This window comes from Trichormus variabilis 0441 (genome assembly GCF_009856605.1).
Classification (GTDB): domain Bacteria; phylum Cyanobacteriota; class Cyanobacteriia; order Cyanobacteriales; family Nostocaceae; genus Trichormus; species Trichormus variabilis.
Genome location: NZ_CP047242.1, coordinates 1,954,653 through 1,975,443, shown reverse-complemented (window position 1 = coordinate 1,975,443; position 20,791 = coordinate 1,954,653). Strand labels below are relative to the sequence as shown.

Here is a 20,791-nt window from a genome sequence, read left to right as displayed (position 1 = left end):
GACGGAAAGATGAGGATTCTTGCTGAGTGTCAATTCTGTCAGCTTTTGCTCGTGTTGATTTCTTGACGATCAGAGTTGTTTGGTGGTGATTTCAATTCCTGTGGTGGCAAATGCAATTGATTTGGTCACGAAACTAATTCGTGTGGTGGCAAATACAATTGATTTGGTCACGAAACTAATTCGTGTGGTGGCGAATACAATTGATTTGGTCACGAAACTAATTCGTGTGGTGGCGAATACAATTGATTTGGTCACGAAACTAATTCGTGTGGTGGCAAATGCAATTGATTTGGTCACGAAACTGAGTTTTTGATAATTAAAAAAATAAATTTCGTCACTAATTTTATTTTTTTGATAATTAATACTAATCTTTTATTGTCTTTGCTCCCCTCTCCGCGTCGGAGAGGGGTTGGGGGAGAGGTCAAAAATTGGGTGAAGAAGACGCGATAAATCGCGTCTCTACGGATGGTTTATTTGACGCAATTTTATAGAGAATTGATATAACAAACGACTCAATTCATGAATAACTTAACTGCTATTGTTCTTGCAGGTGGTCAAAGTTCCCGTATGGGACAGGATAAAGCTTTGATAACTGTTCAAGGTGTGCCGTTGTTGCAATTTGTCTGTAACATTGCGGCCAGTTGTGCTGAAATTGTTTATATTGTCACTCCTTGGCCGGAACGCTATGAGCATTTAGTTTTACCGCGTTGTCAATTCATTCCAGAAGCGGGGACTCAGGGGCCTTTGATTGGCTTTGCTCAAGGGTTAGCTCAGGTAAAATCTGAGTGGGTATTACTTTTAGCTTGCGATTTACCTAAATTACGGGTTGAGGTTTTGCAAGAATGGGCTGCTAATCTTGATAGTGTACCAGAGGAAGCGATCGCCACATTGCCCCATCACGCCAAAGGCTGGGAACCTTTATGTGGTTTCTATCGCCGTCGCTGTTCACCGCCGTTATTAGAGTTTATCCATCAAGGTGGGCGCTCTTTTCAACAGTGGTTACAACATCATTCTGTACAAGTTTTAGCCCTACCAACCCCAGAGATATTATTCAACTGCAACACACCGGAAGATTTAGCTGTAATTCAAGGTGAGTTCGATGACCTCTCCCCAAACCCCTCTCCGACACGGAGAGGGGCTTAAATATCTTGGAAGCTCAAAGAAAAATGAAGGTTTTAAAGCCTCTCTCCTTGCAGGATACTGTTGGCGAATTATTGAGGGGTTAAGCCCCTCAAGAGTTTGGAACAGTGGAAAAAAGAGAATAAGTATATTGAGCGTAGCATCTACAAAGATTATGACCCTGCACCCGCGTGATATGTCGCAGATTCCTGAAACAACAGCGCAAGTAGCCCGGAATTCATTTCCCAAAGGGAACATATATATGAAGATGCGGGATGAAATAGGAGTGTTATATAAGGATGAGGATTTTGTCAAACTTTACCGCGCAGATTGTGGTCAAAGTGGAATATCAGCAGGACAACTGGCATTAGTGACAGTAATGCAATTTATCGAAGGTTTAACGGATAGACAAGCGGCGGATGCAGTGAGGGGTCATATTGATTGGAAATACGCACTATCGTTGGAATTAAATGACCCAGGGTTTGATTATTCAGTACTTTCAGAATTTCGTCAGCGATTAATCAAAGCAGGACGAGAGCGAGAGTTACTCAACCAAATGCTAGCTCGTTTCCAAGAACTAGGTTGGCTCAAAAATCGCGGCCGTGTCAGAACTGATTCAACTCACGTATTAGCCGCAGTACGACAGTTAAATCGTTTGGAATTAGTGGGAGAAACTTTACGTCATACCTTAAATGACTTGGCTTATTTTGCCCCTGATTGGCTCAAATCGAGAGTTGACGTTGATTGGTTTGAACGTTACTCCCTGAGATTTGAGCAATACCGCTTGCCCAAATCAAAAGCCGAACGTGAGAAATTGAGGCGAAAAATTGGTGAGGATGGTCATCATTTGCTATCCGCTTTGTATGCAGACTCAACTTGTAATTGGCTGTGGCAGATTCCATCAGTGGAAACATTACGTATAGTTTGGGTGCAACAATACTATATTCAATTGCAACAAGTCTATTGGCGAGAACAAGATAACTTACCACCAAATAGACTACAGATTGAATCTCCTTACGATGTTGATGCACGCAATTCCAGCAAGCGAGAAATCAACTGGACTGGTTATAATCTGCATCTGACAGAAATTTGTCACCCCATACTGCCAAACTTAATTATCAATGTGGAAACGTCCGTGGCCACAAGTGCGGATGTTGAGATGACACCAGTAATTCATTCTCGTTTAAACCAGAACAATCTTTTGCCACAAGAACATGTTGTCGATACTGGCTATGTCAATGCTCAAAACTTAGTCGATAGTCAATCCCATTTTCATGTTGATTTAGTAGGAAAAGTTCCCCCCGGAACTAGTTGGCAAGCAACAGCACAATCCGGCTTTGAGCAAAATTGCTTCACTATTCATTGGGATTTGATGCGTGTTGATTGCCCAATGGGTAAACAAAGTAAGTCCTGGCGTACAACTGTCGATAGCCATGACAATCCAGTAGTCAAAATACAATTTGACAAATCCGATTGTTCGCTTTGTTCAAGTCGCTCAAAATGCACTCGCTCCAAAAAACTACCGCGTCTTCTGACCCTCAAACCACAGGAACTACATCTTGCATTACATGATGCTCGCATTCGCCAAAAAACTGAATCTTTTCAACAAATTTATCACCAACGTGCTGGCGTTGAAGGCTTGATTTCCCAAGCTACTGGTCGCTACCAATTACGCCGTTGTCGCTACATTGGTCTTGCCAAAACTCTCTTGCAGCATGTCATTACTGCTGCTGCTATCAACTTCAGTCGGATGTGGGATTGGTGGCAACATGTCCCACGCAGTCAGACTCGCGTTTCTCACTTTGCTCGAATTGCTCCCACTGCCTCATAGTATTCCTGATTTTCTATTTTGTGATGATTGGTTTTGCCCTCTATCAATTCGCCAACAGTATCCTTGCAGGGGAGAGGTTTGGAGAGGGGTTTTAAGAATAAGTCGCACATTGCGTTAACTACTTCGGTCGTTCACTATCACGTTTAAAATTTTTGTCAAAAGATACGCTACCAATACCTTGCAAAATTCCCCGCCCAATTAAGCCTAAACCTCGACCAATGATTTGGGTTAGCACAAAGACAATGCCACTGCCTAAGACAGATAATAATGATTGTAAACGAGGAGCGATCGCATCTCGAAATTCCAAACCTAACGTGACTACTAAAGGTACTCCAGACAATTGTGCTAGTTCGTCGTTACGGGGAGCATAAATGGAAATCTGAGCAATACCACGGGGTGCAAACACAAGTAGTTCGTAGCGGCTTTCAAAAATTGCTTTGGCTTCAGTTACATAGTTATTTAATCGATATTTCCAGGATAAATCATTTCTAAAACGTTCCAGTTCTCGTGTAGACATTAAAGACTTAACATAGAAATTTTGCTTAATTTCTTCTATGTCTGCCAAATAATTTAATAGTGGTTGGACTACAGCATTAGCTACCTGAATTATCAAATTTTCTAGTAATATTTCTGCATGGGAGTTGGCTTCAGAGCTACCTGCTGGATAAGTATGATGATCTATTCTTAAATCTGTTTGCAATAATAGATAAGAAAATAATTCTAATCCTAAAGGAATTTTATTCAGAATTGCTGTTTGTACAACTTCGGGATTCTGTAATAATACCGTGACAATTTCTAAATTACGCTTGCCTACTTGCACTCTAGAAAACTTGCCAAAAAATTCTGTAATTACTGCTTGCCATAAATCATGCAAGATTATAGGCTGTAATTCCCCCAACTGATTAACTGTAATTTGGGCATTACGCAAAGCATCTAATTGTTGAGCGAGTTTTTGCAGAATTAGATATAAAAGTTCTCGTTTTTTATCTTCCCGAAAGATATCAATTTCTAAAACTGAATCTGAAACATTGTTTAAAGGAAATTGCAGTTTATTAATACAGGATGCAAATAAATTGGTTTGTAAGGCTCTGGGACTCAGAAGCGGGGGTGATGGTGATGTTTGTTGTGAGTTTGAGGCGCTAATTGTAGGTATTGCTGGGGGTACTATGGGCAGAGATTTGGCAACTGAGGAAGTTAACGGTAGCTGTTGTTTTTCCTGAGGTAAAATTAGTACCTGATTGAGCAACCAGCGACTTGCTAAAAGTTCTCTTCGCTTCCCGGCTAGAACTGCCCGATCTAATATTGGTAAACCAGGAATTTGTAATTGTGCTGTGACTTCTTGCAGCGCATGATCAATATAATTCACACTTGATATATGTAAATTTTGCCGCCACTTAGCCAAGGGTAAACGAGGCGCAACCGCAGCAATAGAGGGAGTAATTTCTGGGTTTACTGTTTCAGTCAACCAGTAGGAATTACCAGCCGCAACTGCTTCTATAACGGTGACTAATTGCGAAATGGGAGTACCTTTAGGGCAGTAACCGCGTACACCAGCAGCCCTCGCTGCCATGATTAGTCCTGCATCTGGAATCGCACTCAGGAGCAAAGTTGGTAGTGTGGGGTATGTAGCTTTGAGTTGCTGGCAAAGTTGTAACCCTTGCTGTTGACTATCAACTGAGCGACTATTCCCTAATTCTAAAATTACCAAGTCCACTTGATTGGGGTTAATTTGGGCCAGTTCCGCAAGTATTTGTAAGGCTGCTGTATCTGTTGGTGCTTCCGATACCACCTCTATGTTAGGCATGGCTTCCAATGCTACCCGTAGTCCCAGGCGGAAAATGGGGTCTTGATCAACTAATAATAACTTTAAAGGGCGATCGCTCATAGTCTGCTCAAATACACCAGCACTGTCTTGGTTACAACTCGTAAAAAGTGCAATCCCTCCTCATTGTCACCTGTTTTCGTCCACTGATAAATGAAAGATAATTACCATAAGCATCAATTACCCATGTAATTAAATGAACCTCAGTCTCCGGCAATGGTTGGCAGAACGCCAGATAGAAATCAGCGATATAAAAACATTTGCTTCTGGGCAACTGGCAGGTATTGCCTATCGTATCGTTCAGGATATGGAACTTAAAAGCCTGATGCCGTTGGATATTTGTACGTTAGCAGAAGTGCTGCAATTACCATTAGGCACAGTCGAGGAAGAAATTTCTGTGCTTGCTTCTTTAAGCGAACATCTTCTCCGTCACCTCAGCCAAAAAAAAGCCCTCAAACGTAATGAAGGTACTTGGTTAGCATTCCAAATTGCTTACCTATTGGCGTTAGAACAAGTTTTACTCCAAGAAGAACAATTAAAAAGACCTTGGCTAAATCGTGCCAAAATACCTGCACTAGCCACAATAATTATCTCAGATCCTCAACTCCAAGGATTATTAAAAACTCTCTCCCCTGGTAAATTAACTGATACTCAAGCCGAACAAGCGCTGATTTCCGTGGCAGATTCATTACTAGTACAACAAATGAATCATGCTACTGTAGCCTGGTTAATGGCCAATGGTGCGGAGGAGTTAGAAGCTAAATTATTAACTCAGCGTTTAGATAATTCTCTCCCCGGATACCTGATAAAAATCATTGCTCAAAACCCTGCACCTTTAGCTCAGCTACAAAAATTTTTCCGGATAGGAACTTTAGAAGATGTTTTAAATATTGACTTATATAAAGAGAAGTATCGCGCTAGTTTGCTGCAAACTCTCAGTACACCATTATTGATGGAATATTTTGCCCTGAAGAATATTTATGTCCCTTTATCTGGTGTACCTCAAGAACCTAATGATGGACAGTCTATTGATTTAAAAATATGGGTAGAAAAACAACTTATTGATTTAGAAACTATTGCTGTAATTGAATCAGAACCTGGTTATGGTAAAACTAGTTTTTGTCAGATTTGGGCGGCAGAAGTAGCATTAAAGCTTTATCCTCATTGGCTGCCCATACTGATTCGGTTGCGGGATATTAAATATGGTAAAAGTTTACTGGAAACCCTCAATTCTGGTTTTACATTCAATGTTCATATCAACTTATCCGCTTGGTTAGAGCAAACAAATAATCGGTGTGTTTTATTACTAGATGGATTAGATGAACTTCCCTCTTCTCATCAGGGAAATAGAGATAAACAAATTTTTATTCAACAGTTACTCCAATTTCAATCCCAAGAACAACATAAAATTGTCTTGACTAGTTGCTCTCACACAGTAGAGGAAATTACTTCAGAAATCCCCCTCCAATGGCGGACTATTAAAATTCAACCTTTAGAAGTAAACCAGTTAAAACAATGGTTTCAACAATGGGCATTATTCCAGTCGTTACCCATTTCCCAAAACTTTTTTACATTCTTAAAACAAGCAGGATTATTTGCTAATAAGTCTCACTTATCTGAACTATCTCATTTAGTACGTCAACCATTAATGTTGCATTTATTGGGTGTTTTCCACCGCGACGGACTATTAGATGATGAAATATTGCAAAAAAATGCCAAGTTTTCTCTCCATTGGGAAATTTACTCTCGCCTAAAACGATGGTTGCTGGGGTATCCGTTGACTGCGGGAATGAGGACAATGCTATTACGTCCGGGAACTGCTCATATTCACCGTACACCAGAAGCAATCACCAATTTACTAGGAGAATACCATCCCCAAGACCTGATTGCACAAATGCAGGCGATCGCTCTCAAAATTTTACATGGCGATCGTCATCAAGTTACCTTAACTGGAGAATTCAATACAAACACTCTCCCGGCTTTATATTTCCGTTATTGTGTTAGCAGTCAGTTGCCACAAGCTAATGACAAAGCACAACTAACAGTTAAAGTAGAGTTTTCCCACTCACAAATCGGTGAATATCTCTGTGCTGAAGCTGTAGCAACCCAACTGCAAAGGCTAACCCAGTGCCAAGAAGATGTTTACGGAACAGAAACGTTTATTTTCAATACTCCTAGCAGTGTTGCCCAGCATCTCTACAATTTACTAGGCTACGGCATTATTACACCAGAAATTGAGGGATTAGTCATCGCCGCATTACAAACCCAGCAAAAACCTATTTTATTACGACGACTAGAATCTTTTTGGCGTGGTTGGTGTCAAGGACGTTGGTTAGATGAAAGCATTGCCCACACAGCACTACCCTATTTTCACAGCTTACAAAATCTTGTGAATGTTGAGCAGGTGAATACAAATGTGGGAATAAATGTATTTTTATTGCTAGCTGCAATTTGTCGAGACATTCAAGTTGCTTTTAGTCCTTGTGGTAATCCAGCAAATGTCAGTGAGTTTTACCCCCAAACAATGATGATGTTGTTAGCTAAAGCCTCTTTTTCTGGAAGTAACACTCTCATAAAGCGCATCTGTTCCCAATCTTTAGCTAAAATCAACCTTTCAGGGGCTTTTTTATCGTCAGTCGTCCTGACTGGCGCAAATCTTGAACAAGCAAATTTATGCGATGCTGTATTGGTGAATGCAAATTTAGCTGGTGCTAACTTAAATAACGCAAATTTAGCTGGTGCTAACTTAGCCGGCGCAAATCTCACCGATGTCAGCTTGGAAACCGTCAATCTTACCAATGCTTGTTTATGTGATGTTCCCCTCACGGAGGCTGAAAGAGAAATTGCCCAATTCCACGGCGCATTATTTTCTCTAGAACAATTTCAAGTAGTGAAAAGTTTATTATCCAAGCAATATTACCTTAGTATTTCTAGTACCAAAGAGAAAACTAAGTTTTGGAATCAAAATAGTCTCGATACCGGCTTAATTGAAAGCTTGGAAGGTGAAGTAATTATGCCTACAATTTTAGATCACGAGACCTATGATGAGACGGTTTTTGGTAAAAGTGAGTTATAAGAGACGCGATTAATCGCGTCTGTACAATTTTCTCCCAGCCTCCCTACTCTTCCTCTTGAGGATGCCGATATCCATAGAAGTTGATACTATAATCTGTAATCTTCACTCCCGTTCTTTGTTCAACTTCTTGGATAAATGCCTCTGGAAGTTGAATATGCACATCCAAAATTTGGTTAGTATCTAGGCAATTAACATGACTGTGAGAGTCACTAATATTACCGTATAAGCGCCCGTCACAACGTTCGATACTCTCAATAATGCCTTGAGTTGATAATGCTTCTAGGTTTTGATATACAGATGTATGGCCAATGTCTTTGCCTTGTTGGTTGAGGCGATCATAAATTTCTCTAGCAGAAAGATGCTCATTTGCTTGCCACAGCAGTTCCAGAATAAAACGGCGCTGACGACTGACGCGCATACCCAACAGCTGACAACGCTCAAGAGCATCTTCTAGAGAACGAATTGGTTTTGTCGATATTGCCTGTTGCTGCATATTTATGTCTATTTACTATTGGGGATCTTTCCCAGTTTGATGGTTATTGCTGTTGTATATATGTGAAAATATTAAATAACAATGCCTTACCTCTAACTGTGTTGTGGCTTTTGTGTAGTGCGGTAATCACAGTTTGAGGTAATAATTTTTCTGCTTCTTGATAGGTTGTTCCGTCACACCTTACTCTAAAACAAACTCATTACAACTTTAGCTTAAAATTGCTATAAATGTCCATCTCGTAATATATGAAAGTATCGTCAAGCAGAGATGGGACTCAAGAGAGAAGTTGCCAATGCTAGAAGATGGGAACAGGTTGTAGGGTTTGGGTGCAGATAGGGAGGCAGAACTAATAATTATGGACAAAAGTCGCCTCTAATGGCCAATGACAACTGAAAACGGATCACTGTCATCATTGTGCAGTAAATTTTCCCAAAAAAGCGATCGCTACGGTTATGAAAGTTTAACTTAGCTATCCCAATATCTCACCCCAGGAAGAAGCCAGTAGTAAGTAGAAATGATTCACGCCATCGAAGGCGATCGCTCACACGCACGAACAAATATTAATTTTTTCTTTATAATTGAGCCAATATCGGCGTACATATCCTACACAGTACATCGTGTCACTCAAGACAATATTCACGTAAATTTGTAGTTTAATGTACTATTTTGTAAATAATATTGAATATTTATAAATTAACACTCATGGTTAACACTAACCCAACTTTAGAACAGATATTGCCAGGCGGTAGTGACCCTCATAGTTTTGATTGGCATGAAGCTTGGTATCCAGTCCACTACTTAGAAGATTTAGATAAATCGAAACCCACAGCTTTTACCTTATTAGGTAAAGATATTGTCATTTGGTGGGATCAGCAATCTCAGACTTGGCAAGCGTTTGAAGATCAATGTCCTCACCGTTTAGCACCACTTTCTGAAGGCAGAATTAATGAGGAAGGACTGTTAGAGTGTCCCTATCACGGTTGGAGTTTCGCTGGAGATGGCAGTTGTCAGCGCATACCTCAACAACCAGAAGGCGGACAAGCTGAGACTTCCCAGCGCGCCTGTGTAACATCTTGGCTGACCACAGAACGCCAAGGAATGTTATTTGTTTACATAGGCAACCCAGAAAACGCAGCCAAAACTAAAATTCCTGTAGTTGAACCATTAGAAGAATCTCCTGATGGTTGGGTCATCATAAATACGTTTAGAGATGTGCCTTATGATGCCCTCACACTTTTAGAAAACATACTCGACCCCAGTCATTTAGCCTACACCCATCACAAAACTGTAGGAAATCGGAAAAATGCTGCTCCCTTAGAACTAGAGGTAGTTGTATCTGGAAAACATGGTTTCAAAGGTGTTTGGCATCAAAGCATCAAAGCCGGACAATCAGAATTATCTACAACTTTCGTTGCACCAGCTTTAATGTGGCATGATATCAACAGCGAACGAGGACGCATCTTAACTGTTGTCTATGCTACACCTATTCGTAAAGGTGAGTGTCGTTTATTTGCTCGGTTTCCTTTTAAGTTTCCTTCCAAACTACCAGGGATTTTTATTAAATTAAGACCACGTTGGTACTATCATCTGGGACAAAATGGTGTTTTAGAAGACGACCAAATTTTTCTCCACTATCAAGAAAGATATCTCCAAGCCAAAGGGGGTAGTCCTAACTTTACAAAAGCGTTTTACCTACCAACCAAAGCTGACAGTTTTGTGTTTGAACTGCGCCAGTGGGTGAACAATTACAACGCTGAACCATTTCCAGGACAAGCTTTTTCGCAGGCCATACCCAAAGAACAACTCTTAGAAAGATACTATTCACACACAATAAAATGTGCCAGTTGTAGAAATGCTTTAGCTAAAATCCAGAAACTACGATTATGGAGTGGAGTAATTACAGTTATCTCATTGGTAAGCACTCCCTTAATCACACTATTTTTTGACGCGTCATCAATTCCGGCTATCCTCATTGAGACAGTCACACCAATTACTTTTGCAGTTATATGGCGGGGATTAAGCAAACTCGAAAAGCAGTTTTACGAAGGGCGAATTATCCCACCACGCAACTTACCTAACAGTTAACACAAAAAGATGTGCTAGTTAAATGTGCCACAGCTTATCTATGAATTGAGGACACTTTCATCATTGGCGATTAATTTATTACCGGGTATTCTCAGTTTGGCATAATCACCACTTAGTTGAACGCATTCTGGTGGCTGATGCAGCGTAACGCAGCATTTCTGTACGGCTGCTTGATACTCTCGCCACTGCTTACGAATCGCTTTACTAGCATCATCATGACCCAAGTCTGCAAATTTTAAGCCGGCTCTACTCAGCCAAACTTCTACATCTGTTGTTTCACCGAGTGGTTTTTGTACAGAATTAATATTTTTCATGACTTTAGATATTATATTGCTTATACAAAGTGCTTAACTTTACCTTAAGTCTAGTTATTAATAGTAGCAAACAGAATTTTCTTTTAAATTGATAATTAAAAATAATTGACAAATTGTTTATATATACATCAAGTACGTTATGGGAAGTTATGCAGAAATCCAGATTTTATTATTCCCTGGTGTAAAAGCTAATGAAAGCAAACATAACACGGAGCTAAAACAGTGCAAATCACTAAGCGCAATGTGGAGTTGAGAGTAGATGACAGTTTAATGCGTGTTTATGTCGCATCTCCAAAACCAGCAGGAGTTTATCCAGGTATTGTATTTTATAGTGATATTTATCAGTTAGGTAGCCCAATAATTCGTCTAGCTAACTACTTAGCTGGATTTGGTTACGTAGTAGCAGCACCAGAGATTTTTCATCGTCTTGAGCCAATTGGACTAGTAATTGAACCGGATGATCTTGGGAGAATGCGGGGTAATGATAATGCGCGACGAACTGCGATCGCTGAATATGATGCAGATTCTCGTGCTGTAATTGATTTTCTCAAAGCGGAAAGCACTGTTAATGCCGATAAAATTGGTACCCTTGGTTTTTGTATAGGTGGACACTTAGCCTTTCGTGCAGCTTTTGAAACCGAAGTTAAAGCCTCCGCCTGCTGCTACCCTACAGGGATTCCCAGTGGTAAGTTGGGTAAAGGAGTAGCGGATACTATCCACAGAGTCAAGGAAATCACAGGGGAAATATTGCTAGTACTGGGTACACTTGATCCTCACATACCAGAAAGCGATCGCCAAATTTTAATTAAAGCCATTGAAGATGCTAAAGTACCTCACAAAGTAGTTTTATATGAAGCAGAACATACCTTCATGCGCGATGACGGTTATCGCTACGATTCTGCTGCGACTACCTCTGCTTGGGCGGAAATAGTAGAATTTTTAGGACGTGTATTTGCTGATTAAAGTTGTAGCAATGGGAATTGGTAATGAGTAATGGCTGATAGGTAATACCAATTCAAAATTTACTCCTAGCCTACAACAAGGCTGCGCCAACAAAATTCGCACGTTAGGAAAGCCAAGCAAAATAAGGGTATGTCCTTATGTATCTGTTCGATTCTTTTTTCAAATTGGTGTAATTGCTAAAATCAATTACCCATTACCCATTCCCAATTACCCATTTACTACTTGACCAGACTAGAAAAAATTTACCATGACTATTAACGGTAATTTAGTAATAATACTAATATTTGCCGTTCTTGTGGCTACTTCCGATGAAATTTCGACTGAAGAGACTTGCAAAGAAACAACCAGATAGAGTCCAAATTAAAGTTCAGAACGGACAATTTGAGATTATTGGCATGGGTGTATGGCATTCTTACTGGCGAGATCCTTATCATTTACTGCTAACTATTCCTTGGACTGGCTTTTTATTACTAATTTGTATTTCTTATCTAGCAATTAATCTCATATTCGCCCTAGCTTATTGGCTGGGAGGAGATTGTATAGCCAATGCTAAACCTGGTTCTTTTTTGGATTTATTTTTCTTCAGCGTGCAGACACTCGCATCCATTGGCTATGGTGCAATGTATCCTAAAACACTATATGCCAATACTATTGTCACCATTGAAGCCATGATTGGTTTGGTGGGAATTGCTGTTATGACAGGACTTGCATTTGCTCGTTTTTCTCGTCCTTCCGCCCGTGTCATATTTAGCCGTGTTGCAGTCATCACACCGTACAATGGTGTACCAACGCTGATGTTTCGCACTGCTAACCAGCGACGCAATTTAATTTTAGAAGCCCAGATGCGAGTTTACTTAATGCGTGATGAAATCACAGCAGAAGGAGGATTTATTCGGCGTTTCCACGATTTAAAACTATTAAGAAATCAGACACCTAGTTTTACATTAAGCTGGCTAGCACTGCATCCCATAGATGAGTTCAGCCCTTTATATGGAATGTCAGCAGAGTCGCTAATGCAAACAAACACAAATCTAGTGATTTCAGTCAGTGGTATTGATGAAACAGTAGCCCAAGTAGTTCATGCCCGTCATACTTATACGGCTAGTAATATTTTATGGAACAGTCGCTTCGTTGATATTTTTCACCATACATCTGATGGACATCGCTACATCGACTATAAATATTTTCACGATGTTCTACCTTTAGATGAGACAGGCTAATAAATTCAAGATTTAAAACCCAATTACCTACCTTACCCCTTTATCCAAAACTGCCGCAAAATCTCTCCTGGCTTGCGATCCCAAGTATCTATATGTTCATAAATTAAATTATTTTGCCTCAATTTGTAAGTTGAGTAACCATTAAAAAAAATCTGCGATCGCCAGGGAACCCGCAACCTCCCCCGCACCGTCCACTTGGCTAAAATTGTATCTTTATCCAACTGTCCTACTTCGTGTAAATCAAAATATATTTCGGTAAAAAATAACCAGGCATGAAACCGTAAAGTCCAAAAAATAATCCTGTAGTTAAATTTGCCTTTAAATTTGTTTACTGGGTCTTGAAAGTAAATATCTGGCGTATAAATATCGTAAGATATATCTTGCTCAAACAGTGTCGGTAAATCCTGTTGCAGAGTTTTAATGACCTGTTCTATTTGTATTTGAGATTCCATTTATCTAAAAAATCAACAGCAAACCCTAAGAAAATATTACTTGTAGACTCCAACGTTAGCAATAAAATCTCTGCGTGCCTCAGCGCTAACCGCAGCGTCACTCTGCGTTAAACAAGCTAAAATTTGACCAAGTCTTCAAAAAAGTACTGCACCAATAAAAAAACCCCCAGAGGGGGGGCTAAATTCTATGTTGTCCGCGTGGAGTGAACAACTAAATAATTAATACTTACAGTAAGTACAGTAATCCGAACAGAATAATCCAGATTACATCTACAAAGTGCCAGTATATTTCCGCAGCTTCAATACCAAAGTGTTTTTCACTACTGTAGTGACCTTGAGTGCGCGATCGCCACAACACAGCTACAATTGCCAAAACGCCGATAGTTACGTGCAGTCCGTGAAAACCAGTCAACACGTAAAACGCACTAGCAAACAAATTAGTGGTTAACCCAAATTCTAAATGGGTGTATTCGTAAACTTGCCCGACCAAGAAAATCGCACCCATTGCTGCAGTTATTGCCAACCAAGTACGCATACCCTTAGTATCATTCTTCTTAATAGCAGTGTCAGCATTGTGCATAACAAAGCTGCTAGCAATTAGATTGACAGTATTGACACCAGGAAGTAAAAGTTCTAACTCTGGTGTACCTGCTGGCGGCCATACAGGCAAAGTTGAACGGAAAGCCAAATAGGCTCCGAACAAACCTAAAAATATCATTCCTTCAGCAACCAGGAAGACAAATAACCCAAATAGCCGATGATCAGGATGTTCTTCGTGATGACCAACCGCCTCGGCTGTGTGGTGATGATTTAGTTCCGTTTTCGCTGGGTCAATAGTTTGACTTTGCATGAATCTTAAAAATTAGGGACTGGGGACTGGGGACTGGGGACTGGGGATTGGGGATTGGGAGCAATGTAAAACGAATGACTCAACTATAGTTTCATCAACCTCTACACCCTTACACCCCTACCCTCTACGACTCAATTGTTGGATATGGCTCATCAGGCTCAGCTCTGAGAACAGAGTTGGGGCCAGCCGATAGAACTGGATTAGGGTCGGATAAGGGTACACCTTCGCTAGCCTTTTCCAAACCGTAGTCGTAAGGCCCTGTAGCTAGTACTGGGAGTTTGTCAAAATTCTCAATGGCTGGTGGCGAGGTAGTCATCCACTCCAAGGTAAGAGCGCGCCAAGGATTGTTACCCGCTTTCTCGCCGTATAACCAACTCCAAATTGCATTGAAAATGAAGGGGAACGTGGAAACTGCAAGGATGTAAGAACCATAAGTGCAGATTTCGTTTAATAAGGTAAATTTGGGGTCATATTGGGCAATACGGCGGTTCATACCCATCAAACCCAGCTTGTGCATGGGTAGGAAGGTCATATTTAAACCCACAATAGTTAAGGCAAAGTGAACCTTACCCCAAAATTCGTTGATCATACGTCCCGTCATTTTCGGGAACCAATGATAAATGGCGGCGAAAATACCCAACACACTACCACCAAACAAAACGTAGTGGAGGTGAGCCACCACAAAATAAGTATCGTGGACGTGAATATCAAAAGGCACGGCTGCCAACATGACACCACTGACACCACCAATCACGAAGGTTCCGACAAAGCCGGCGGCAAATAGCATGGCACTGTTGAACTGGATTTTGCCGCCCCACATTGTAGCCAACCAGCTGAAAATTTTGATCCCTGTAGGTACGGCAATGATCATCGTAGTGATCATGAAGAACATCCGCAACCAGCCGGGAATACCACTGGTAAACATATGGTGCGCCCAGACAATTAGCCCTAAGAAACTGATGGCTAAGGATGAATAGGCGATCGCTTTATAACCGAAAATTGGTTTACGCGAATGTATGGGGATAATCTCAGAAATTGCGCCAAAAAAGGGCAAAATCATGATGTATACCGCCGGGTGGGAGTAAAACCAGAACATATGCTGGTATACCACCGGATCACCACCACCTGTAGGGTTGAAAAATGTGGTGCCGGCGATGAGATCAAAAGCCAGCAGAATCAAACCGGCTGCGAGTACTGGCGTTGACAGTAAAACTAATGCTGAAGTGGCGAACATCGCCCAACAGAACAAAGGCATTTGATGGAAGCCCATACTAGGGATACGCATCTTCAGAAGGGTGACGAGAAAATTAATCGCCCCCAAAATTGAAGATGTACCCAACAGCAGGACACTAATAATCCAAATACCTTCGCCTACTTGTCCTGTTACCAAGCTCAAGGGAGGGTAGGAAGTCCAACCGGCATCGGGTGCATCACCCACAACCAAACTGGCAATCAGCAACAATCCTGCCGGAGGAATCATCCAAAATGCCACAGCATTCAATCTGGGGAATGCCATATCTCTGGCCCCAATCATCAGGGGAATCAGATAGTTAGCAAACCCTGCACCTGCCGGCACAATCCACAAGAAAATCATGATTGTGGCGTGCAGTGTAAATAGACTGTTGTAGACTTCTGGGCTGACAAAATCTACTTCAGGGGTGCGTAGTTCTGTCCGCACCAAGTCAGCCATTACGCCGCCAATGCAGTAAAAAATGAAGGAAGTGACTAGGTATTGTAACCCAATCACCTTATGGTCGGTATTAAAACCAAAGTAATCTCGCCAATGTCTTTCCCCTGGTTCTTCAATACGAGCCGGGATATTGGCAGTTTCTTGCAACTGAGCTTGTGTCATAGTTATTTGTCATTGGTCATTAGTCATTGGTCATCTCTTACAAAGTTCTGTTCGGAGGAAACCTCCGCTCAACGCCACTTGCTTTCCGACGCAGAGCGACAGGAACGCAGTGGCTCGACTTTGCGCTTAGTCATTGGTCAGTAGCTATAGCTGTGGACTGTTGACTGTGGACTATGGACTTTTGACTACTTGTGAATGTGATGTAACATCTCTGGTTGAATTCCCATTTCCTTAGTATAAGGAGCGAGAAATTCTTCTGGGGTTAAGTCTGTAGGGTTGACCGCAACAGCTTGATTGAGCGTGTCACTGTTAGCCGCTAGCTGTTCTTGTGTCCATTTTTTAAATGCTTCTTCCGGTTCAACTACTACCTGTGTCCGCATTGCGCCGTGGTAGGGGCCGCACAGTTCCGCACAGATAAGAGTATAGTCACCTGCTGTTTTCGGTGTGAAACGCATCTCGGTTTGTCTACCGGGGATCGCATCTTGTTTCAAGCGAAATTCGGGAACCCAAAAGGCATGAATGACATCGTTAGCTGTCATATTGATTTGCACTTCGCGCCCAATGGGAACGTGTAACTCACCAGTGGTAATACCTGATTCAGGATAGGTGAAAATCCAAGCGTATTGTAACCCGGTGACGTTGACTACTAATTCTGGTGGTTTTCCAGCTTTCTCTGGACTGGAGCCAATGCCTGGAGCCACAATACCTAAACCAGGAGCATCCTGTTTTTGGGGGATTTGGTCGGCGTTGCGGACTGCTGCTGTGGCTGGGTCTTGCATCGCCTCATCAGATTTCTCTTGGTTGAGGTTAGGAGTATCATTGAGCGTGGCGGCGATCGCCGACCCAGGCATTGTCATAGAACTCTGAGTTATTGGCGCTTGATGACCCGCGTGGGGATCAAAACCACCGATGTCATTATAAACTTCAAAGCTATAGACAGAAATACCGATAACTATAATTGCGGGGATCGCTGTCCAAAGTATTTCTAATGGTACATTACCTTCAACTGGCGGGCCGTCTTCATGATCACCAGCGCGCCGACGATATTTTACAACACAGTAAACTAATACACCTTCAACAATTAAAAATATACCTGCGGAAACGGTCATCATTGTATTAAAAAGACCATCCACTAAATCCGCTTCATCGGAGGCGGCAACTGGCATTAGTCCATGATTTTGACCGTACCAAAGGCTTGCCAGGGTTAGCCCGATGCCTATTAGTAATGTCCAGATTGAACTTGGAATTTTCACGGCTCACTTAATTGAATTGATTACGTTATCTCGAAGCATCTCACTTACTAAGGTAATCTAGGCTATTAAATATTGAGCCTAATGGTCTGAAATCTTTATTAATTTTTTCGACTACATTAATAATCTTGAGTAAAAGAGATTTATTAGATACGACTAAGAGTAGATGCCAAAAATTAGAAAAATTTAAGGAAAATTTAGCAATTGAAAATTCATGAACATTAATCAATTTCCGAGAACTTAAAAAATACCTAAAGCTTCAGGCTAGTAAGCCCTGGAGTAGTTCAAAGTAATAAGTAAAAGCTCATCAATAAACCCGGTTATATACGCTAGGGTGGAGATGGGTAGGTAATGAAAATAGAAAATTTTAAACAGCTCACCAAGGGCGGGCAGAAGGTATCGTTCATGAACGAATTTGTCCTAGAACAACAAAATGAAACGGCAGCAGAGCAACAAAAGCCCAAGGATATGATTCGTCGCTTGGTGTGGAAAATGTCTATAGCCACCTTGATTTTGATGGCAATAGGCTCTGCCACCCGTGTGATGAATGCTGGCCTAGCTTGCCCAGATTGGCCTCTCTGTTATGGCGAATTAGTCCCAGCCAAGCAAATGAATCTCCAAGTGTTCTTGGAGTGGTTCCACCGACTAGATGCGAGTTTGATCGGCCTGAGCGCGATCGCTCTGTTTGGTTTATCCTGGTGGCATCGCCGTGCTTTACCCTCCTGGCTACCTTGGGCATCAACTTTTGCCCTCTTCTTAATTGTCTTTCAAGGCATTCTGGGAGGACTAACAGTCACCGAGTTATTGCGGTTTGATATCGTCACCGCCCACATGGGAACCGCGCTGTTATTTTTCACTAGTCTACTAATCATTGGCATAGCCCTCACTCCCTATCAGGGTACAGGCAACGTTGGTAAGCTGCCTTGGGTGGGCTTAGTAGCCGCCATTTTAGTTTACGTACAAAGTCTCTTAGGCGCTTTAGTCGGCTCTCGTTGGGCTTTACACCAATGCTTTGGTGGTTCCCAACTTTGCAATGTGATGTACAGCCATATTTTTGGTTTAGTACCGCCAACAGTAGCAACCCTAGCAGTGGTTTTGATTTCCTGGCGGACACCAGCGTTACATCCTGCTTTGCGACGATTAGCTAATATGGCAGGAGGATTGTTAATTTTACAAATCCTCTTGGGATTTGCCACCTTCCGCCTACATCTCCAAGTCGAACCTCTAACAGTCTCTCACCAAGCGATAGGAGCTACTCTGCTCGGTACTTTAGTAGCTTTTACCGTCCTAGCACTACGCGACTGGGCTACGGTTGGTTTAACAGCAACTGCCACAAATACCCAAATGAGATGAGGGATTGGGGATTGGGGACTGGGGATTGGGAAGTAAGAAATTCTTACTCATCCTTCCCATGCCTTCATTGATGAATTAGCCCTAGCCCAATCTCCTCACGCAACACCATATCAACTGGGGCTGCAATTAAGTTGTTGAAAATAAGGAATTAAACTCAAAATGATTGAGACTAATGTCTCTCGTCGCCACCACGAAAGTTTTCTCCAGGTAATTCAAAGCTATTACCAACTAACTAAACCCCGTATTATTCCTTTGTTGTTGATTACTACAGCCGGGAGTATGTGGATTGCGGCACAGGGACAGGTAGACCCTGTGTTATTGTTAGTCACTATGGCTGGTGGTACTTTGGCAGCTGCTAGCGCCCAGACAATTAACTGCATTTATGACCGGGATATTGACTATGACATGGAACGGACGCGTCATCGTCCTATGCCATCGGGTAAAGTACAGGTGCGTGATGCGCTAATTTTTGCGATCGCTCTAGCCGTACTTTCTTTTACCCTACTAACAGTATTCGCCAACCTCCTCGCCGCTTCATTAGCATTATCTGGTATTATTTTTTACGTTTTAATCTATACTCACTGGTTAAAACGTCATAGCACCCAAAATATTGTTATCGGTGGCGCGGCTGGGGCAATTCCCGCCTTGGTTGGTTGGGCAGCTGTCACAGGCACATTAAGCTGGAGTGCATGGTTAATCTTCGCTATCGTCTTTTTGTGGACACCCCCCCACTTCTGGGCGCTGGCTTTGATGATTCGTGACGACTATGCCAAAGTCGGTATCCCCATGCTCCCCGTAGTTGAAGGCAATGCCGCAACAGTTAAGCAAATTTGGTATTACACACTAATTACAGTCGTCGCTACCCTATTGCTGGTTTATCCTCTCCACTCTAGTGGTATTGTTTATGCAGCGATCGCTATATCTCTAGGAGCAGTATTTATCCGCAAATCCTGGCGTTTGCTGCATAATCCAGAGGATCGCCCTACAGCTAGAGAATTGTTCCTCTACTCTATTTCCTATATGATGCTGTTGTGTCTGGGAATGGTAATTGATAGTCTTCCCCTCACTCATCATCTAATCAACGCTGTTATCAATCAGTTGCATCTCATTAGCTAAAACATGGATCATGAAGCGATCGCGCTGGTACTATATTGTGGCGCGATCGTATTTTCAAAAACTCAAAAATCTCATAATTTTTCCGACCCACAAAGGTGTCTGTGTGGTTCAAAACAAGATTAAAGATATACTGTCACACACTAACCACAAAATTAACGTTGTTCCCAAAACGCATATAATTCCTGTTACCCCAGCTAGGGGTTTTTTATTTTTCCCAGTCCACCATTCGGAGACTTTACCTGTGTAAGTAACTAATTGGGCTGTATCTATAGTAGCGATCGCCCATACCAAAGCCGAATGTAGTCCCCAAGCTATACCCAAGTTACCGCGATCGCTTATCCTTGCCAACACCAACATCATTCCCAGTAACCACAGCCCCGGTAGCTGGGGTAAAGTTTCCCGTTGCTCCCAAACTAGGTGTAAAACAGCAAAAATTAGGCTAGAAAGTATTCCTGCTACCCATACAGAATAGTCTCTTTCTAATTCTGTTAAGAGGAAACCACGAAAAACTAATTCTTCTATACCTCCCACCAATAACGCTATCAATAAAATAGGTAGTGAAATAGATGCTATTTGCTTGATATTTGATTCTTTAAAATAGCACCAACCCAACCACAATTGACAGGTAAACAAAATAACTATACTTAAAACTCCTAAGCCAAAGCCTAGTGCTAAGGAACTCAATAGGGCAAAATTACCGACAATCCCATAATTTGCAAAAGAGCTATTAGTTAACCAAATCACGCCCCAAAGCACCAGAGGCGCTAATAAGTAGAGCGATATCATTAATGGTAATTTCTGCTCTGGTTGCAACGGTTTTATCGGTTGCCAATTAAGTAATTTCAATGACACTGCTGCAATTGGTAACCAGCACACCAGCCAAGCGATAAAAAACGCCATCACAACAGTTATTGCCGGGGCATCTTTCATAAATGCCAGCAGATTGTTAATGAATGGCGTAAAGATAATTGTCAAATTCAACACAAAAATCACGG

At 41.7% G+C, this 20,791-nt stretch carries 18 protein-coding genes; 10 read left to right on the top strand and 8 right to left on the bottom strand.

Annotation, left to right across the window (positions count from 1 at the left end; all coding sequences use genetic code 11):
* The first annotated feature begins 82 nt into the window (after positions 1–82).
* The 3 genes from GSQ19_RS07915 to GSQ19_RS07905 all read left to right on the top strand — a co-directional run bounded on the left by GSQ19_RS07915 (position 83) and on the right by GSQ19_RS07905 (position 2,950).
* A complete protein-coding gene (locus GSQ19_RS07915; RefSeq protein ID WP_104009878.1) occupies positions 83–313 on the top strand; it encodes a hypothetical protein in 231 nt (76 codons plus the stop codon).
* Positions 314–519: 206 nt separating this feature from the next.
* Positions 520–1,143 (top strand): molybdenum cofactor guanylyltransferase, encoded by a 624-nt coding sequence (locus tag GSQ19_RS07910; RefSeq protein WP_011317414.1) that lies wholly within the window; start codon positions 520–522, stop codon positions 1,141–1,143.
* Between the two features lie 151 nt (positions 1,144–1,294).
* Positions 1,295–2,950: an IS5-like element ISAva5 family transposase gene (locus GSQ19_RS07905; protein ID WP_041455935.1), complete on the top strand. Its 1,656-nt coding sequence runs from the start codon at positions 1,295–1,297 to the stop codon at positions 2,948–2,950.
* Between the two features lie 118 nt (positions 2,951–3,068).
* Here GSQ19_RS07905 and GSQ19_RS07900 read toward each other — a convergent pair whose 3' ends face one another.
* A complete protein-coding gene (locus GSQ19_RS07900) occupies positions 3,069–4,835 on the bottom strand; it encodes a DUF3685 domain-containing protein (protein WP_011317412.1) in 1,767 nt (588 codons plus the stop codon).
* Between the two features lie 133 nt (positions 4,836–4,968).
* Here GSQ19_RS07900 and GSQ19_RS07895 point away from each other — a divergent pair, with 133 nt between their 5' ends.
* Positions 4,969–7,848 (top strand): pentapeptide repeat-containing protein, encoded by a 2,880-nt coding sequence (locus tag GSQ19_RS07895; protein ID WP_011317411.1) that lies wholly within the window; start codon positions 4,969–4,971, stop codon positions 7,846–7,848.
* 43 nt (positions 7,849–7,891) lie between these two features.
* Here the strand turns inward: GSQ19_RS07895 and GSQ19_RS07890 are convergent, their stop codons facing one another.
* The gene (locus GSQ19_RS07890) at positions 7,892–8,341 is read right to left on the bottom strand and encodes a Fur family transcriptional regulator (protein WP_011317410.1); all 450 of its coding nucleotides are present in this window, start codon (positions 8,339–8,341) and stop codon (positions 7,892–7,894) included.
* A gap of 514 nt (positions 8,342–8,855) precedes the next feature.
* Here GSQ19_RS07890 and GSQ19_RS07885 point away from each other — a divergent pair.
* Both GSQ19_RS07885 and GSQ19_RS07880 read left to right on the top strand, forming a co-directional pair.
* Positions 8,856–8,993 carry a hypothetical protein gene (locus GSQ19_RS07885; RefSeq protein WP_153228516.1) on the top strand — a complete coding sequence of 46 codons (138 nt, stop codon included), beginning with the start codon at positions 8,856–8,858 and terminating at the stop codon, positions 8,991–8,993.
* A gap of 50 nt (positions 8,994–9,043) precedes the next feature.
* Entirely contained in the window at positions 9,044–10,426 is a 1,383-nt protein-coding gene (locus GSQ19_RS07880) for an aromatic ring-hydroxylating dioxygenase subunit alpha (RefSeq protein WP_011317409.1), read from the top strand.
* A 38-nt stretch (positions 10,427–10,464) separates the two neighbouring features.
* Here the strand turns inward: GSQ19_RS07880 and GSQ19_RS07875 are convergent, their stop codons facing one another.
* On the bottom strand, positions 10,465–10,740 hold the full coding sequence (locus tag GSQ19_RS07875) for a hypothetical protein (RefSeq protein ID WP_011317408.1): 276 nt from the start codon (positions 10,738–10,740) through the stop codon (positions 10,465–10,467).
* Between the two features lie 222 nt (positions 10,741–10,962).
* Here GSQ19_RS07875 and GSQ19_RS07870 point away from each other — a divergent pair, with 222 nt between their 5' ends.
* Positions 10,963–11,703, top strand: coding sequence for a dienelactone hydrolase family protein (locus GSQ19_RS07870; RefSeq protein ID WP_011317407.1), 741 nt, complete (start codon positions 10,963–10,965; stop codon positions 11,701–11,703).
* 308 nt (positions 11,704–12,011) lie between these two features.
* On the top strand, positions 12,012–12,923 hold the full coding sequence (locus GSQ19_RS07865) for an ion channel (RefSeq protein WP_011317406.1): 912 nt from the start codon (positions 12,012–12,014) through the stop codon (positions 12,921–12,923).
* Between the two features lie 32 nt (positions 12,924–12,955).
* Here the strand turns inward: GSQ19_RS07865 and GSQ19_RS07860 are convergent, their stop codons facing one another.
* The 4 genes from GSQ19_RS07860 to GSQ19_RS07845 form a co-directional block, all read right to left on the bottom strand.
* Complete coding sequence (locus GSQ19_RS07860; protein ID WP_011317405.1) at positions 12,956–13,375, bottom strand: C6orf136 family protein; 420 nt, start codon at positions 13,373–13,375, stop codon at positions 12,956–12,958.
* A gap of 226 nt (positions 13,376–13,601) precedes the next feature.
* Positions 13,602–14,225, bottom strand: coding sequence for a cytochrome c oxidase subunit 3 (locus GSQ19_RS07855; RefSeq protein ID WP_011317404.1), 624 nt, complete (start codon positions 14,223–14,225; stop codon positions 13,602–13,604).
* Positions 14,226–14,349: 124 nt separating this feature from the next.
* Positions 14,350–16,077, bottom strand: a complete 1,728-nt coding sequence (ctaD, locus tag GSQ19_RS07850) for a cytochrome c oxidase subunit I (protein ID WP_011317403.1) — start codon at positions 16,075–16,077, stop codon at positions 14,350–14,352.
* Positions 16,078–16,262: 185 nt separating this feature from the next.
* The gene (locus tag GSQ19_RS07845) at positions 16,263–17,330 is read right to left on the bottom strand and encodes a cytochrome c oxidase subunit II (protein ID WP_011317402.1); all 1,068 of its coding nucleotides are present in this window, start codon (positions 17,328–17,330) and stop codon (positions 16,263–16,265) included.
* Between the two features lie 402 nt (positions 17,331–17,732).
* Here GSQ19_RS07845 and GSQ19_RS07840 point away from each other — a divergent pair, with 402 nt between their 5' ends.
* Both GSQ19_RS07840 and GSQ19_RS07835 read left to right on the top strand, forming a co-directional pair.
* The gene (locus GSQ19_RS07840; protein WP_041455971.1) at positions 17,733–18,680 is read left to right on the top strand and encodes a COX15/CtaA family protein; all 948 of its coding nucleotides are present in this window, start codon (positions 17,733–17,735) and stop codon (positions 18,678–18,680) included.
* Positions 18,681–18,839: 159 nt separating this feature from the next.
* Complete coding sequence (locus tag GSQ19_RS07835; protein ID WP_011317400.1) at positions 18,840–19,796, top strand: heme o synthase; 957 nt, start codon at positions 18,840–18,842, stop codon at positions 19,794–19,796.
* A gap of 108 nt (positions 19,797–19,904) precedes the next feature.
* Here GSQ19_RS07835 and GSQ19_RS07830 read toward each other — a convergent pair whose 3' ends face one another.
* On the bottom strand, positions 19,905–20,726 hold the full coding sequence (locus tag GSQ19_RS07830; protein ID WP_011317399.1) for a CPBP family intramembrane glutamic endopeptidase: 822 nt from the start codon (positions 20,724–20,726) through the stop codon (positions 19,905–19,907).
* Positions 20,727–20,791 lie beyond the last annotated feature (65 nt).

What these genes read in the sequence shown, in the direction of transcription:
- GSQ19_RS07910 (WP_011317414.1), top strand. Translation starts at nt 520, where the DNA reads ATGAATAACTTAACTGCTATTGTTCTTGCAGGTGGTCAAAGTTCCCGT.
- GSQ19_RS07905 (WP_041455935.1), top strand. Translation starts at nt 1,295, where the DNA reads ATGACCCTGCACCCGCGTGATATGTCGCAGATTCCTGAAACAACAGCG.
- GSQ19_RS07900 (WP_011317412.1), bottom strand. Translation starts at nt 4,835, where the DNA reads ATGAGCGATCGCCCTTTAAAGTTATTATTAGTTGATCAAGACCCCATT.
- GSQ19_RS07895 (WP_011317411.1), top strand. Translation starts at nt 4,969, where the DNA reads ATGAACCTCAGTCTCCGGCAATGGTTGGCAGAACGCCAGATAGAAATC.
- GSQ19_RS07890 (WP_011317410.1), bottom strand. Translation starts at nt 8,341, where the DNA reads ATGCAGCAACAGGCAATATCGACAAAACCAATTCGTTCTCTAGAAGAT.
- GSQ19_RS07885 (WP_153228516.1), top strand. Translation starts at nt 8,856, where the DNA reads ATGATTCACGCCATCGAAGGCGATCGCTCACACGCACGAACAAATATT.
- GSQ19_RS07880 (WP_011317409.1), top strand. Translation starts at nt 9,044, where the DNA reads ATGGTTAACACTAACCCAACTTTAGAACAGATATTGCCAGGCGGTAGT.
- GSQ19_RS07875 (WP_011317408.1), bottom strand. Translation starts at nt 10,740, where the DNA reads ATGAAAAATATTAATTCTGTACAAAAACCACTCGGTGAAACAACAGAT.
- GSQ19_RS07865 (WP_011317406.1), top strand. Translation starts at nt 12,012, where the DNA reads ATGAAATTTCGACTGAAGAGACTTGCAAAGAAACAACCAGATAGAGTC.
- GSQ19_RS07860 (WP_011317405.1), bottom strand. Translation starts at nt 13,375, where the DNA reads ATGGAATCTCAAATACAAATAGAACAGGTCATTAAAACTCTGCAACAG.
- GSQ19_RS07855 (WP_011317404.1), bottom strand. Translation starts at nt 14,225, where the DNA reads ATGCAAAGTCAAACTATTGACCCAGCGAAAACGGAACTAAATCATCAC.
- ctaD (WP_011317403.1), bottom strand. Translation starts at nt 16,077, where the DNA reads ATGACACAAGCTCAGTTGCAAGAAACTGCCAATATCCCGGCTCGTATT.
- GSQ19_RS07840 (WP_041455971.1), top strand. Translation starts at nt 17,733, where the DNA reads ATGAACGAATTTGTCCTAGAACAACAAAATGAAACGGCAGCAGAGCAA.
- GSQ19_RS07835 (WP_011317400.1), top strand. Translation starts at nt 18,840, where the DNA reads ATGATTGAGACTAATGTCTCTCGTCGCCACCACGAAAGTTTTCTCCAG.
- GSQ19_RS07830 (WP_011317399.1), bottom strand. Translation starts at nt 20,726, where the DNA reads ATGAAAGATGCCCCGGCAATAACTGTTGTGATGGCGTTTTTTATCGCT.